The 14,764-nt window shown below is 71.7% G+C and carries 14 protein-coding genes; 5 read left to right on the forward strand and 9 right to left on the reverse strand.

What is annotated here, in order from left to right; genetic code table 11:
- Positions 1-5 precede the first annotated feature (5 nt).
- The gene (locus ACFWY5_RS15810; protein ID WP_379632534.1) at positions 6-296 is read left to right on the forward strand and encodes a DUF1330 domain-containing protein; all 291 of its coding nucleotides are present in this window, start codon (positions 6-8) and stop codon (positions 294-296) included.
- 13 nt (positions 297-309) lie between these two features.
- On the opposite strand, the gene ACFWY5_RS15815 is transcribed toward ACFWY5_RS15810, so the two are convergent.
- From ACFWY5_RS15815 to ACFWY5_RS15845, 7 genes are all read right to left on the reverse strand, one after another.
- Positions 310-1,719, reverse strand: coding sequence for an amino acid permease (locus ACFWY5_RS15815; RefSeq protein ID WP_379627560.1), 1,410 nt, complete (start codon positions 1,717-1,719; stop codon positions 310-312).
- A 74-nt stretch (positions 1,720-1,793) separates the two neighbouring features.
- Positions 1,794-2,612 (reverse strand): GNAT family N-acetyltransferase, encoded by an 819-nt coding sequence (locus ACFWY5_RS15820; protein WP_379632536.1) that lies wholly within the window; start codon positions 2,610-2,612, stop codon positions 1,794-1,796.
- A 44-nt stretch (positions 2,613-2,656) separates the two neighbouring features.
- On the reverse strand, positions 2,657-3,835 hold the full coding sequence (locus ACFWY5_RS15825; protein WP_379627788.1) for an ABC transporter permease: 1,179 nt from the start codon (positions 3,833-3,835) through the stop codon (positions 2,657-2,659).
- On the reverse strand, positions 3,822-4,499 hold the full coding sequence (locus ACFWY5_RS15830) for an ABC transporter ATP-binding protein (protein WP_379627785.1): 678 nt from the start codon (positions 4,497-4,499) through the stop codon (positions 3,822-3,824). The genes ACFWY5_RS15825 and ACFWY5_RS15830 overlap by 14 nt, the downstream gene beginning before the upstream one ends.
- Entirely contained in the window at positions 4,492-6,246 is a 1,755-nt protein-coding gene (locus ACFWY5_RS15835; RefSeq protein ID WP_379627783.1) for a peptidoglycan-binding protein, read from the reverse strand. Before ACFWY5_RS15835 ends, ACFWY5_RS15830 begins: the two co-directional genes overlap by 8 nt.
- Position 6,247: 1 nt before the next feature.
- The gene (locus ACFWY5_RS15840; RefSeq protein WP_379632538.1) at positions 6,248-7,120 is read right to left on the reverse strand and encodes a hypothetical protein; all 873 of its coding nucleotides are present in this window, start codon (positions 7,118-7,120) and stop codon (positions 6,248-6,250) included.
- Between the two features lie 233 nt (positions 7,121-7,353).
- Positions 7,354-8,457: a serine hydrolase domain-containing protein gene (locus ACFWY5_RS15845; RefSeq protein WP_379632540.1), complete on the reverse strand. Its 1,104-nt coding sequence runs from the start codon at positions 8,455-8,457 to the stop codon at positions 7,354-7,356.
- 145 nt (positions 8,458-8,602) lie between these two features.
- Between ACFWY5_RS15845 and ACFWY5_RS15850 the strand changes: the two genes are divergently transcribed.
- From ACFWY5_RS15850 to ACFWY5_RS15860, 3 genes are all read left to right on the forward strand, one after another.
- Positions 8,603-10,210 carry a PucR family transcriptional regulator gene (locus ACFWY5_RS15850; protein WP_379632542.1) on the forward strand — a complete coding sequence of 536 codons (1,608 nt, stop codon included), beginning with the start codon at positions 8,603-8,605 and terminating at the stop codon, positions 10,208-10,210.
- 11 nt (positions 10,211-10,221) lie between these two features.
- Positions 10,222-10,572 (forward strand): STAS domain-containing protein, encoded by a 351-nt coding sequence (locus ACFWY5_RS15855; protein ID WP_379632544.1) that lies wholly within the window; start codon positions 10,222-10,224, stop codon positions 10,570-10,572.
- Positions 10,573-10,805: 233 nt separating this feature from the next.
- Positions 10,806-11,009 carry a cold-shock protein gene (locus tag ACFWY5_RS15860; RefSeq protein ID WP_184963150.1) on the forward strand — a complete coding sequence of 68 codons (204 nt, stop codon included), beginning with the start codon at positions 10,806-10,808 and terminating at the stop codon, positions 11,007-11,009.
- Positions 11,010-11,354: 345 nt separating this feature from the next.
- On the opposite strand, the gene ACFWY5_RS15865 is transcribed toward ACFWY5_RS15860, so the two are convergent.
- On the reverse strand, positions 11,355-11,858 hold the full coding sequence (locus ACFWY5_RS15865; RefSeq protein ID WP_379627772.1) for a MarR family winged helix-turn-helix transcriptional regulator: 504 nt from the start codon (positions 11,856-11,858) through the stop codon (positions 11,355-11,357).
- Between the two features lie 107 nt (positions 11,859-11,965).
- Here ACFWY5_RS15865 and ACFWY5_RS15870 point away from each other — a divergent pair, with 107 nt between their 5' ends.
- On the forward strand, positions 11,966-13,387 hold the full coding sequence (locus ACFWY5_RS15870; RefSeq protein WP_379632546.1) for a hypothetical protein: 1,422 nt from the start codon (positions 11,966-11,968) through the stop codon (positions 13,385-13,387).
- 22 nt (positions 13,388-13,409) lie between these two features.
- On the opposite strand, the gene ACFWY5_RS15875 is transcribed toward ACFWY5_RS15870, so the two are convergent.
- The coding region (locus ACFWY5_RS15875; RefSeq protein ID WP_379632548.1) for a serine/threonine-protein kinase at positions 13,410-14,764 on the reverse strand (1,355 nt) is incomplete at its 5' end.

Here is a 14,764-nt window from a genome sequence, read left to right on the forward strand (position 1 = left end):
GAATCATGACCGCTTACCTGCTCGCCCACCTGCGCAAGCCCGAAGAGATCCATTCCGACGTCCTGGAGTACAAGGACCGGGTCCAGGCCACCCTGGACCCCTTCTCCGGCCGGTTCATCGTGCGCGGCGGCGAGGTCGACGTCCGGGAGGGCGAATGGCCGGGCGACGTGATCCTGGTGGAGTTCCCGTCGATGAAGCACGCCCGCGACTTCTACGACTCGGCCGCCTACCAGGAGATCCTCCACCTCCGCACGGACCACCTGAAAGGCGAGGTGATCCTCGTCGAAGGCATCTGAACCCGGGGCGCCGTCACTCCCGCGGGCGGTTCAGCGCGGAGTGGCGGTAACTGTAGGCGGCGTAGATGATCAGGCCGATCGCGAACCAGATCGCGAAGCGCAGCCAGGTCGCCGGGCTCAGGAAGGTGATCAGCCACACTGAGAAGATGACGCCGATGGCCGGAACCACCGGCATGCCCGGTGTCCGGAAGGTACGCGGCAGGTCCGGCTGCCGGTACCGCAGGACGATGACGGCCACGCACACCACGACGAAGGCCAGCAGGATGCCGATGTTGGTCAGCTCGGCCGCCTCGCGAATCGGCAGGAACCCGGCGATGAGGGCGGAGACCACGCCGACGATCCAGGTGATCCGGCTCGGCACCCGCCGCACCGGGTGAACCTTGGCGAACCAGCGCGGCAGCAACCCGTCCCGGCTCATCGCGAACCACACGCGGGTGACGCCGAGCATGAAGGTGAACATGACGGTGAGGATGCCGATGATCGCTCCGGCCGCGATGACGCCGGCGAGCTTGGACAGCCCGACCGCGGCGAAGGCCGAGGAGAACCCGCTCTCGGGGTCGATGTCCCGGTAGTTCTGCATGCCGGTCAGGACCAGCGTGGCCAGGACGTACAGCACCATCGAGATGGCCAGCGAGTAGATGATCGCCTTGGGCATGTGGCGCTGGGCGTCCTTGGACTCCTCGGCGGCCGTGCTCATCGCGTCGTAGCCGAAGACGGCGAAGAAGACGGTCGCCGCGCCGGTGATCGCGCCGGTCACGCCGAACGGGAAGAAGGGGGTGTAGTTGGCCGGGTTGATGAAGAAGAAGCCGACCACGATCACCATCAGCACGACGGCGACCTTCACCACGACGACGAAGGTCTCGAACCGCGCCGCGGCCCTGATCCCGAGGTTCAGCAGGAACGCGATGAGCAGGCACAACACCACCGCGAACAGGTCGACGACCCGGCCGGGCCCGGTCCCCGGCGCGCCCAGCATCCAGGCGGGCAGATCGAGGCCGAGGTTGCCGACGAGGAACCCGAAGTAGCCCGAGATGCCGATCCCCACGACCGCGACGATCGCGGTGTACTCCAGCAGCAGGTCCCAGCCGATCAGCCACCCGGCCAGCTCACCCAGGACGGCGTAACCGTAGGTGTAGGCGGAGCCCGCTTTCGGGATGAGCCCGGCGAACTCCGCGTAGGAGAACGCCGCGGCCGCGCTGGCCACACCGGCGATGAGGAAGGAGATGAGCACGGCGGGCCCGGCGGTCTGGTTGGCGACCGCGCCGGCGAGGGCGAAGATCCCCGCGCCGATGATGCCGCCGATGCCGATCGCGGTGAGCTGCCACAGGCCGAGCACCCGCGTCAGTTCCCCTTCGTGCTCGCTGGCGATCTGCTCCACCGGCTTGCGCCGGAACACTCCCGAGCCGCCTCCGAACGAAGCCATCGTCTCGCCTCCCTGGTCACGACGCTGTCACCGGCGAGGGGGATGGCTAGAAACGTACCCGTTTTCGCGAAGAATCAGACCGAAGCGTGGGCGGAGTCCCGGCCGGGGCGGACCCAGTCGTGGTTCTCGCGCAGGACCGTGAATCCGGCCGATCGGTAGAGCGCCACCGCAGCGTGGTTCGAGGACGGCGTCAGCACGGCGACCGCGCTCGCGCCCCGCTGGACGAGGGCCGCGCACGTGCCCAGCACGGCGTCGCGCCCGTAGCCGTGCCCGCGATGGCCGGGAGCGGTGCCGACCGGTTCGAGCAGCCCGCACCTGCCCACGCCCGCGAACCATCCGGTCGCGGCGGCCGCGGGCTCCCCCGCGGGCGTGCGCACCAGCGTCTCCACGGCCAGCCCGCCCGCCGGCGAGCGTTTCATCGCGTGCCACTTCTCGATGGTGAACGTGGATCCCGTGAACGCGGAGCGCTGCACCAGCACCCGGTCGGCCGCGTCGGCGTCCGCGACCGGCCGGGCGCGGATGCGCACCGGCCGCGGGGTCCACGACATGACGACCCAGCCGGCCTGCTCGCGTTCCCACCCGGGCACGGGCAGCCCGTCGGACCAGTCGTTGCCGGGTTCGAGCAGGTCCCCGGCGTCGGCCGCGAGCGCGCCGAGATCGGCCCCGGGCGCGGCGCTCACCCGCAGCACGGGGCCGTCGAGGAATCCGGCCGCCACCGGCGCCGCCCCGTCCGTCCAGAGGAAGACGGCCGCGTCGTCCAGCCGCAGGTACCAGCCCACGTCTCCGGGATGGAGGCCGCCGGCCGGGGCGTCGGGCGGCGTCCACGCCGACAGGGCGTGAAGCGCCGGGCCGGTCTCGGCAGGGGTCAGGCGGCGTCGAGCGAGTGAGATCACGGACGGCAGGCTAGCCAGCGCGCTCCCTGCGGCTCAAAGGCTTTTCACCGCAGCGCCTCCGCCGGTTCCATGCGGGCCGCGCGCAGCGCCGGATACAGGCCCGCCAGCAGTCCCACCAGCGCGCCGGCCACGGGTGCGGCCAGCGCCAGCCGTACGTCGAGGACCGGGGTCCACTGGCGCACGGCGGCCACCGCGACGACGGTCACCATGCCCACGCTTGCCCCGATCACCCCGCCGGTCAGGCCGATCAGGCTGGACTCCATCAGGAACTGGGCGGCGATGTGGCGGCGGGCCGCTCCCAGTGCGCGGCGCAGGCCGATCTCGGCGACCCGTTCCATGACGGTGACCAGCGTGACGTTGGCGATGCCGACCGCGCCGACGACCAGGGAGACCAGGCCGAGGATGAGGAAGAGGCCGTTGACGTCGTCCTGGGCGCCGTCGCGCGCCCGTTTGGGACTCGGCGGCGCGATCACCTGCAACTCGGCGCTGCGGTTGGGGCTCAGCGCGAGCGGCGCCTGGCGGGCGATGAGCTCGGCGGCGCCCAGCTGGGTGGCGACCAGGACGCGGGTGACGTCCTTGAGCCCGATGTCGGGGCCCAGCGTGGGCGGGACGAGGACCGCGCTGGCCAGGATCTGCTCGCGCCGCAGGCCGCCGATGATGCCGATGACGGTGTAGGAGCGGTCCTTGATGAACACGGCCGGCGCGTGCTCCAGGCTGGTGATGCCGAGCATGGCGGCGGCCTGCTCCCCCAGCACTACGACCCGGTCGCGGCGGGTGACGTGGCCGGCGTCGTAGTAGCGCCCGGCCAGCATCCGGCCGAGGGTGGTCTGCGGCAGGTCGGGGGTGGCCGCGACCACCGCGAGCGTCTGCCCGGACACCCGGGTGGGGTCGAGCAGGTTGTTGGCGGTCACGACGAGGTTGGAGCTCTTGTCGCTCTGCGCCAGCGCCGTCGCCGAGGTCACACCGCGCAGGAGGCGAAGCTCCTTGGCCGCGTCCCAGGTCACGATGGGGTTGTGGCCGCCGCGGGGCACCTCGACCGTGACGCTGGTGGCCAGCAGTTCGTCGAACCGGCCGACGATCTGGTTGCCCGCGGTGGCGGCGATGCCCAGCGTGACCACCAGCGTGCCGATGCCCAGGACGGTGCCGAGGGTGGTCAGGGCCGATCGCACCGGGCGGGCGAGCATCCCCGCCATCGACTCGGCCCACAGGTCACGGAGCTTCACTGAGCACCCCGTCCGCGATACGGACCCGGCGTTTGGCGCGTGCGCTCACCCCGTCCTCGTGCGTGATCACCAGGATCGTCAGGCCGTCGGCGCGCAGGCCGTCGAACAGGTCGAGGATGGCCTCGGTGTTGCGGCTGTCGAGGTTGCCGGTCGGCTCGTCGCACAGCAGCAGGGCGGGCTTGGCCATCAGGGCGCGGGCGATGGCCACGCGCTGGCGCTCGCCGCCCGACAGGCGATCGGGCAGGAAGCGGATGCGATGGCTCATGCCCACCTGCTCCAGCGCCTGTTCCGCGCGGGCCCGGCGGCCGGAGCGGGGGTGCGGGCCGTACACCTCGGCGAGCATCACGTTCTCCACGACCGTCCGGTGGGACAGCAGGTGGAAGGACTGGAAGACGAAGCCGATGCGGGTGCCCCGCAGCCGGGTCCGCCCGCCGTCGCGCAGCGCCGTGGTCTCGACCCCGTCCAGCCGGTACGTGCCGGCGCTCGGCCGGTCGAGCAGGCCGAGGATGTTGAGCAGGGTGGACTTGCCGGACCCGGACGGCCCGACGATGGCCATGTAGTCCCCCTGCTCGACGCGCAGGTCCACGTCGGCCAGCGCGCGTACCGGCGGGTCGGACGGGAAGTCCCGGCAGACGCCGGCCAGCTCGATGACGGGCTCAAGCATCGCTCACCACGACCCGATCGCCCTCCTTCAGCTCGCCCGCGCGCACCGGCGTCACCTTCACCACGCCGTCGGCGGTCAGGCCCGTCCGCACCTCGACCTCGCGGGCACGGTCGCCGTCCACGGCGACCCTGACCCGGGGCCGGCCGTCGGCGGAGGTGATGACGGCGGCCACGGGGACGGCCAGCACCTCGCCCTCGGTCGAGCCGACCGAGATCCGCACGGTCATGGGCGAGCCGACCAGCGACTTGAGCTTCTTGGCCGAGCCGGGCGAGAGCAGGACGGGCACCGAACCGGTCTCCGCCTCCTCGCCCTTCGGCTTGTCCGCTCCCGCCTTGGCGTCCTCCCCCACCGCGCTCAGCGTGGCGGGCAGCTGCGTTCCGTCCATGGTCTCCATCGAGGCCTCCTGGCCGGGGCGCAGCAGCTTGGCCTCCTTGGCCTCGACCGACCCGGTGACCGCGAAGGCCGAGCTGGTCACGGTCGCGACCTTGCCCTCGATGGTGTCGCCCGGCTTGACCTCGGCCTTGTCGATGCGGGCGGGCAGCTTCGGCAGGAAGACGATCTCACCGGCCGGGACGCTGACCCCGTAGGTCTTGCGGAACTCGGCCAGCAGGGTCTGGGCGTCGGCCAGGTTCGCGACGCTGTGGGTGACCTTCGCCCGCAGCGGCGAGACCTTCCTGGCCCGCTTCAGCGCCTGGTCGGCGGTGGCCTCGGCCTCCTTCGCCGTGCGCACCGCCTTGCGCAGTTCCTCCAGCCGCTTGTCCCGGTCGGCGCGTACCTGTTCCTCGTAGGCGGCCACCGCCCGGTGGGCCTCGTCGAGGTCCTGCCGGGCGTTGTCCAGCTTCATCTCCAGCAGGCTCGTGTCCACCGCGCTGGGCGTGGGCGCCGGTGTCGCGGTCGGCGTGGGCGCCGGCTTCCTGGCCTCCGCGAGCGCCTGCTCGGCCGCGAGCACCTGCTCCTCGGCAGCGCGTACGGCACGGCGCAGCGTGGCCAGCTGGGTCTCCTGCTCCGGTGTGACCTCCGGCGCCTCGGCCAGCGCCTTCTGCGCCGACTTCAGGTCCCGGCGGGCGTTGTCGTGGCGCAGCCGCAGCGGCCGTACGTCCAGGCCCTCCTCCAGCGCCTTGCGGTCGGCGGCCAGGGTCTCCTGCGCGGTCTGGACGGCTTGGCGGAGCTGCTGCAGGCTCTTGCGCGCCTCCAGGTCGGGTTCCTGGGCCTTGTAGCCGCGTTTGGCGTACCAGCGTTTCACCGCCGCCACCGTGGCCGCGTCGAAGACGCCGCTGGCCCGGACCCGCAGCGCGCGCTGGAGCTGTTTGACGTCGTCGCCCTCGGTGCCGGGCACGAGCGGACGGTACATCGGCTTCTTGCCCTGCAGCGCGAACACCGGCCGGCCGTTGACCTGCATCAGCGTCTGGCCCGCGCGGATCGGGCCGGGTTTGGGCGCCGTGGTGACGCGCTGGGCGGCGCCGTTCGCCCCGCCGCCCGGACCGGCCCCGGCGCCGCCGCTGTTGCCGCCGACCATCCCGGCCAGGGTGATCGGCAGCGGCGAGCCGTACGTCAGCGTGCCGCTGACCGTCACCGTGCTCGTGAGCTTACGGCGCTCGACCGCCGCGGTGACCAGGGAGGGTTTGGGCGGGCGGCGCGAGGCGGCCTCCTCGGCCGGCGACCGCAGCCGGGAGCCGACGACCCAGCCGGCCGCGGCGATCACCAGCACCCCCGCCACGACCAGGGCGAGCACTCTCGATCTGCGCACGCTAGCTCGCAACCGTCGCCATCATCATGCCCACACCGGGCAGGAACTGGGCCTTCTCGTAGACGTCGTTCGCCTTGGGCCGGTAGGCGGCGTAGAAGTCCTTGCCGCACTCCAGGTCCTCCAGGGAGGCCTTGATCTCGCGCTGCAGAAGGGGCCGCGCCTGGTCGGCGGTGGGCGGCTTGCCTCCCTGGCCGAGCTTGCCGAACTCCTGCATGAACGGGTCCTCGGTGCTGCGCGCGATGTCCGAGGGACGTTGCGAGGAGACCCGGTAGCCCTTGCCCTTCAGGCAGTCGCCGAACGCGCCTGCCAGCTCCACCAGCTTGGGATCGCCGTCGATCTCGCGGGCGATGATCTGCTTCAGCATCTCGCCCTGGGCCTTGGAGACCTCCTCCATCGACTTCATGTTCTTGCCGGTGACCTTGTTGATCATCACCAGCGTGCAGGCGCCCATCGCGTCGAAGTACGCCTTCCGCTGGGCCTCCGGCAGCCCGGCGACGACCTTGCCGTTGGGGTCGTCGCCGCTTCCGTCGGTCTCCTGCGTCCGCCACGCCATCCGGCCGACGCCGTCGTTGGGGTAGACGAAGGAGGCGGCGAAGCCGAACCCGTACTTTTCACGATATTTCCGCATGCCTTGGTAGTCGCCGGACATTTCCTGCTTGATGGCGTCCGGGAGCTTCGGCATGGACACGACGGGGTGATAGGTGAACCCCTTGCCCTTCATACAGGAGGCCAGCTGGGCCTGGTGCTCGCGTTGCTTGTTGGCGGGATCCGCGGAGGGTGAGGCGGCCGCCCCGGTCTCACCGGAGGTGGAGCATCCGGCAAGGGCCGCCAGCAGGGCCGCAGCAATCATGAGCGGCACTCGGGAGTTGGTCATGGGACTTCACTGTCGCCAGTACAAGCTGAAGCGAACCTGAACGCGCCTGAAGCGCGCGCCGGCGCTCCCGGTCTCCGGCCGCCCCTCGAACAGCTCGTGCGGCCTCCGCGCCGAGAGGTGACGGCCGGGCCCAGTCCGGGGTCACCGACATGGCGGTCCGCGCCACCGGCGTCTGGCGACGGTTCTCGGCCGCCGGCGTGCGGCGACGCGGGCGGGGCGTCGCCGTTCCCGGGTCAGCGGAGGTCGCGGATGAGGGTGCCGATGATGGATTCGACCTTGTCCGAGTTGAACGAGTCCGAGCCGATCAGCAGGGTGACGGCCCGCCGCCCGTCGTCCGTGACGGCGTTCCTGAACTTGTGCCCGCTGGCCATGCTGCCGCTGTGTCCCCACGTGACCAGGCCGGGGGCGAACCGGTAACCCTCGACGCCCAGGCCGTAGTCCTGGCCGAAGTCATCCTTGATGGTCTTCTTCATCTCGGCGAGCTGGGCCGGGGCCAGCAGCCTGCCGGTCATCAGCGCGGTCCAGAAGGCGGTCGTGTCGGCGCCGGTCGAGATCAGCGCGCCCGACGCGTCGGCCTCCGAGGTGTTCCATTCCGTCTTGTCCACCAGCCTCCCGCCCTCCTTGATGTAGCCCCGCAGGTCGGGCTTGGGGAGGGTGGTCCGGTCGCCGGGCCAGGAGGTTCCGCGCAGCCGGAGCGGCTTGATGATGCGCCGGTTGATCTCATCGCCGACGCCCCGGCCGGTGATCTTCGTGACGATCAGCCCGGCCAGGTTGTAGTTGGTGTTGGAGTAGGCGAAGCCCGACGGGGTCCTCTCGGGCGGGGGCAGGGGCAGCGCCTGCTCCACCGTCTGCAGCGGCTCGATGTGGTCCCAGCGGTGCGCTTCCTCGTCCTCCCAGAACGGCGCGGCCAGGTAGTCGGGCAGGCCGCTGGTGTGCTGCAGGAGCTGGCGGATCGTGATCTCGCGGCCGTCGTAGTCCTTGGTGTCGATGAGGCCGGGCAGATATCGGTCGACGGTGTCGTCCAGCTTGAGCCTGCCCTCGCCCACGAGCTGTAGCACGACCGTCGCCGTCCAGGTCTTGGTGTCGCTGCCGATACGGCTGTGCTCGTCGCCGGTGACCTTGCGGCCCGTCCTGCGGTCGGCGAGGCCGACGCCGCCGGTCCAGACGCCGCAGCGCGGGCTCTTCACCGTCACCGCGATCCCCGCCCCGACCTTCTCCAGCGCCTTCAGCGCCGTCCGGATGGGCCGGGTGTCGCACCGTGGCGTCCCGGCCGACGCGGCGGACGGCGTGACCACCAGAGCGGCCGTGACCACGAAGGCCACGAGAACACCTCGCATATTGTCTCCTTTGACGATATTCCTGCGTAGGCGGATACCCACGGCACGTGCATGCTGACAGCGTCGCCGCTGACCTGACCGTCCGCATTCGGTGCCCGTCCAGACATTCCGTGCATGCTTTGTACGGCCGGCCAAAGAGGTGAGGATGCTCGACACCGGAGTACCCGATCTCGCCCAAGTCCTGGACGCGCTGGGCCCGTCGCTGCTGCGCCCGCTGACCGTGCTGCCGGAAGGGCCGGTACCGGTCTCCGGCGTCCTCATCTTCGAGCCGCGCGCCCCGCTGCCGTCCGTCAGGGACGCGATCCTGCTGGCCGTCGGCGTGGGCACCGCCGGAACGCGGGCGAAGGAACTCGTGGACGCGGCGGCCGGCGTCGGCTACGCCTGCCTGGTGGTGAAGAGCTTCGGCGAACCGACCGCCGGACTGGCCGAGGCCGCGCGGCGGTCGGGAATCGTCCTGCTCGCCGCCGACGAGGCGGTCGCCTGGCATCACCTGGACGCCATGATCTCCACCGCCCTCGCCTCCACCGTCCGGTTCGAGCAGGCCGCGGGAGCGCCGGCGGTCGGCGATCTGTTCGCCCTGGCCAACGCGATCGCGGGGATGGTCGGCGGCGCCACCGTGATCGAGGATCCGCACCGGCGCATCCTCGCGTACTCGACCCTGCCGGGACAGGCCATCGACGAGGGCCGCCGCCAGGGCATCCTCGGCCTGCAGGTGCCGGACGGCCCGGACTACGACGAGGTGTACCGCGCGCTGGTCAAGGCGGGGCGTACCTGCCGGTTCCCGGCGTTTCGCGGCGGGCTTCCCCGTCTCGGTGTCGTGGTCCGCGCGGGCAGCGAGGAACTGGGCTCGATCTGGGTCGTCGACGCGGAGGGCTGTCTGGACGCCGCCGCCGAACAAGCGCTCTCCGATGTGGCCGACATCGTCTCGCTGCACCTGCTCGCGGCGCGTACCGCCGACGACGCCGTGCGGCGCAGGCGCGCGGACCTGCTGCGGCGGCTGCTGGCCGACCCGAGCAGCGTCACCGCGGTCGCGCCACAGCTCGGCCTGGACCCGAACCTGCCGGTCGCGGTGGCCGCGTTCGCCGTCGTGTCGAGCAAGCCCGACGACGTTCTCGCGGCGCACGCGGCCACCCGGCTCGCCGACCTGGTCAGCCTGCACTGCGAGGCCCACTACGGCAGGCACGGCTGCGCCCTGATCGACGGCACCGTCTACGCGCTGCTGCCGAGCGGGCCGTCGCCGAAGGCGCACCACGAACTCGTCGCCGACATCGCCCGGCGGGCCCATGGCGCGTTGCGGGTGCCGATCCAGGCCGGGCTCGGCTCGCTCGTGCCGGGGCTGCGCTCGATCGCGAGCTCACGCGCCGACGCCGATCTCGTCCTGCGCGCTCTGACCGACCGGCCGGGCGAGCCTCAGCCGTGCCAGGTCGCCACGATCGACGAGGTGTGGGCGGGCGCGACGCTGTCGGCGCTGGCCCAGATCCTGGCCGCGCACGACGCGCTGCCCCGCAGCCTCGGTCCGGCGGTCCGCGCCCACGATCTCGAGCACGGCACCACCTACGCCGACACCCTGCTCGCCTACCTGGACGCCGACGGCGATTTCGCCGCCGCCTCCCAGCGGTTGTCGGTGCACCCGAACACGATCCGCTACCGGCTTTCCCGCGCCGAGGAGATCTTCGGCTTCGATCTCGCCGACCCGGACGAACGCCTGGTGCTGTGGCTGCGGTTGCGGCTCGGCGACCAGGTCGGCTGGTAAGGGGTGTTCCCATGACGAACGAGCTCGGCGTCTCCGTGACGGCCTTCACGCGCGGCGTCGTCATCCACCTGTCCGGGCCGCTGAGCAGCGGCTCGGCGATGCGGCTGAGGGAGGCGATCGCGGCCGTCGACGAGCGGGAGACGCCCACCGCCATCCTCGACCTCGCACAGGTTCCGGCCTGCGACGTCCACGGCATGGGGGCGATCATCGCCGCCATGAAGCACGCGGCGCGCCGGGACATCCGCCTGATCGTCGCGGCCGCCGGCCCGCCGGTCTCGCGGGCCATCGAACGGCACGGCCTCACGGACCGGGCCGAGCTGCGGGACAGCCTGCGGGAGGCCGTGGACGAACTCGAAGCCTGACTCCCGGCCAGGGGCCCCCGTTAACCGCTTTTTACCGCAGGCAGTCCAAGGGCCTGATACAGTCGTTGGCAGTTGCAGTTGTGGTACCCCATACAAACTTTTGGCGCACCTGGCGATCGTGATTGGTCAGGTGCGTTTTTTGTTGCCGGTCATCTCCGGATGGGCACATCGCGGCAACTCGGAATCCGTAGGTACGGATGCCGGTTCTGCACACCTATCAAAGGGAGACAGACATGGCCGTCGGAACTGTCAAGTGGTTCAACGCGGACAAGGGCTTCGGCTTCATCGAGCACGAGGGCGGTCCGGACGTCTTCGCGCACTACTCGCAGATCGTCTCTCAGGGCGGCTTCCGCGAGCTGCGTGAGGGCCAGAAGGTGTCGTTCGACATCACCCAGGGCCAGAAGGGCCCGCAGGCGGAGAACATCGTTCCCGCCTAGTCTGTACGCGTGAAGGCCGGGGCTCGCATCCGATGGATGCGGGCCCCGGCTCGTTTGTCCCCCTCGGCCCACGACCATGTGGAGGAGCACACCTGCCGTGCCGGCGGGAAGGTGCCTGATCGCGTGGTTGTGGAGCGCGGCCACGTCGGCGGGCAGCGGCTCCCGGCCGCTCATCCACGGTTCCACGAGCGCCGTGGCGTAGGCGAACGGGCAGGTCGTCACCCGTGAGCACGTCCACGGTCGGCACGGTCCTGCCGCGGACGCGCGCCTCCAGGACGCAGGCGGACTCGATGGCCGTGGTGAAGGTCAGGCCCCGTGGACCAGCCACAGCGCGGCGCAGGCGGTTCAGGACAGTGACCGTTCGACGGGGCAGTCGTCTTGCGGGCAGGCGGCGTAGTCGCAGAGGCGGCAGATGCGGTCCGCGCGCTCGCGGCCGACGGCCAGGGTGGTCAGCACCTGTTCGACGATGCCGGTCAGCTGCCGGGCCTGCTCGCCGGTGAGCGTGCCGAGCGCCCTTCGCAGTACGGCCCGCCGCCCGGCCACGATCTCCGTGGCCATCTCGGTGCCGCGTTCGGTCAGCCACAGCGACACGCTGCGCCGGTCACGCCCCGGACGCCGTTCGATCAGGCCTTCGGCGGCCAGCCGGTCGACCAGGCGGACCGTCCCCGAGCCGGTGATGCCGAGCACCCGGCTCAGCTCGTCGACGTGCGCGCCCGGCACGGCCAGGATCGTGGCCAGGGCCGAGGCCCCGGTGGCGCCCTGGGCGGTGACGCGCCGCGTGGCCTCGTCCAGTTCGTCGGCGAGCCCGACGACCAGAGCGCCGACGAGGTTCACCGCTCTGTCGTCCATACCTCGCACAATAGCTGACTGAGTCAGTCATCTAAAGTAGTCGGGGGTGGCTGGCCGGAGCCGGTGATCGTATTGTCGGGAGAGATTCCCGACGTGAGGATCTTCGGATGCCCCGACCACGCACCGTCCTGGCCTTATTCGCCCTCGTCGCGCCCATCCTGTACGGCGGGCCCGCCCAAGCCGAGACCGACCAGCCGTTACCCTCGGCGATCTTCCGCGCCACGCACAACAGCTACTCGGGCGACATCGGCGGCGCCAGGAAGTCGATCCCCCACCAGCTCGACCGCGGCATACGCTTCATCGAACTCGACATCCACGACAACGGCTACGCCACCTCCCGCGACTACGCCGTCGGCCACGACTCCCCCGGCGACGAGGTCGACCACCAGGCGGGCAACCCCGGCTCCAACAACCTGCGCGACTGGCTCGCCGTGATCAACAACTGGTCCGCGCGGCACCCGGACGCCGCGCCGATCGTCGTCGCCCTGGACGTCAAGGACAACCTGACGGACAACGGCTCCTACGCCGCCGGCAACCTGGCCGCGCTCAACGACGAGCTCACCTCCGTCTTCGGCGCGCGGCTGCTGCAGGCCAAGGACTACCCCGCGCAGCCGCCCACGGTCGACGCGCTGCGCGGCCGGGTCATCCCGGTGATCTCCGGCGACGGCGGGACCCGGGCACAATACAAGCGGGACGTCGGCCACAACCCGGCCGTCGCGATCAACGGCCGCGGGCAGGTCGTCGAGGTGCACGACTCGGGCTCCGGCGACCTCTGGTACTGGTCCGGCGTGTACGGCGCCGACGGCCGCGTCACCTGGCTGCGCCACGGCAAGTACGACACCGGTGTGACCCCGGCCGTCACCCTGAACGACAACGGCGACCTGGTCGAGGTCCACCAGTCGCAGAACGCGACCACGCTCTGGTACCGCGTGGGCCGCCTCGCCGCCGACGGCGAGATCACCTGGTCGGCCTCGAACCGCTACGACAACGGCGTCCTGCCGACGGTCAGGTTCACCGACCCGGCGGGCACCCGGTTGCGCGAGATCCACCGCAGCCAGGCGAACAGCCAGAACTGGACGTGGAACGGCGCCTTCGATGCCGCGGCCCGATCGGTCGCCTGGAGCGCCAACGCCAGGACCTCCGACCCCCGCTACGACAAGAGCACCTCGGTCAGCGGCTCCGCCCGCGTGCGCGTGTGGACCGGCGCCGACGGCCCGACTCCCGCCCAGACCCTGCGCGTGGACACCGACCGGCACACCGGCGCGCGCATCCGCTACCAGCAGACCGCCTTCATCGAGTTCCAGCAGGGCAACAGCGCCGAACTCCAGCAGGACGCGCTGTTCTACGCGGCGCCCGCGAGCGCCTCCTCGTTCATGATCTCCTCCCGGCAGGCCGGGCGGCTGGTGCGCGGGTGGGGCTTCAACGCGGCGGGCAACGCGACCACGCCGCTGGCCAGCTATCCGGCGACGGACCACCCGGACGCCGCGTGGTACCAGGATCTTCTGACCAGGTCCGGCGCCGTGCGGTGACCCGGGGCGGGCGAGCCGCGGATCAGCGTCCCTCGCGCAGGTTCGTCGCGAGGATCTTGGCCGCGCGCACGGTCGTCGCCTGCCCGGTCCTGCGCGTGCTGTGGTGCACGACCAGGACCACGACGTTCGCCAGCCGGAAGGCGAACTGCGAGCGGTAGGGCCCGGACGCGCCGGTGGTCGAGTACTGAGTGAACATGAAGGACCCCTCGCCGACCTTCGGCCGGCTGTGGAGTTTGGTCCCCGGCGTGTGTTTCGGCGTGTCCTTCATGGATTCGACCGTCTGCGTCTGATGGTCGCGGGCTAAGGCGAGCTTCTTGTACCGGACCACCGTGACGCCCAGGTACGTGCCGTCCGGACGCTCCCAGGCACAGGAGATCGCGTTCACGAACCGGCGCTTGGCGCCCTGCCCGAGCAGCTCCCGGATCTCGGCGGTGTTCAGCAGCTCGCAGGAATCGACGTCGCGGGTGAACAGTTTCGGGGACGGAGCCGAGGTCGCGGGCGGGCTGCCGGTCGTGGCCGAGCCGGCGGTCCTGGCCGGACCGGCGGTCGTGGTGGTGAGGCCGGGCAGGTTCCGCGTCAGGATCACCGTCGTGGCCGTGCCCGCCAGCGCCACCGCCAGCGCGGCGCCCAGGATGACGGGTTTGCGGCGGCGCGCGGGCTTGGCCCGGCGGCGTCCCGCGCCGGTCGTGGGCGCGCCCTGGGCGGCGGCGTTCAGCCACTCGGCGGCCTGGGCGGGCGAGCATCGGCGGGCCGGGTCCTTCTCCAGGAGCACGGCCAGCACCGGGGCCAGCGGACCCGCTCGGCGCGCGGGCGGTGGTTCCTGCATGAGCACGGCGGCCATGGAGGCGGCCGGGTTCTGGCGGGCGAACGGCGCCGTGCCCTCCACCGCGGCGAAGAGGGTGGCGCCGAGCGACCACAGGTCGGCGAGCGGGCCGTCGGCCTCGCCGCGCAGGCGCTCGGGGGCGATGTAGCCGGGCGAGCCGGTCAGCAGCCCGGTCTGGGTGAGCACGGCGTCACCGGCGACGCTCGCGATGCCGAAGTCGGTCAGCAGCACCCGTCCGTCGTCGGTGAGCATGACATTGGCGGGCTTGACGTCGCGGTGCAGGATTCCCGAGGCGTGCGCGGCCGCGAGCGCCTCCAGGACGCGCGCGCCGATCCTGGCGACCTGCTGGGGCGGGAGCGGGCCGTGCTCGCGTACCGCCCGGTCGAGGGAACGGCCGCGCACCAGCTCCATGACGATCCACGGCCGGCCGCCGTCCAGGACGACGTCGTGCACGGTGACGATGGCCGGGTGCGAGCGCAGCCGCGGCGCCGCCCCCCGCCCCCGGCGGGGGGGGTGGGGCCCCTCCGGCCCGGCGGGGGCGGGGCGGGGCGGGG

The organism is Nonomuraea sp. NPDC059007, assembly GCF_042740555.1.
In the GTDB taxonomy this organism is placed as follows: domain Bacteria; phylum Actinomycetota; class Actinomycetes; order Streptosporangiales; family Streptosporangiaceae; genus Nonomuraea.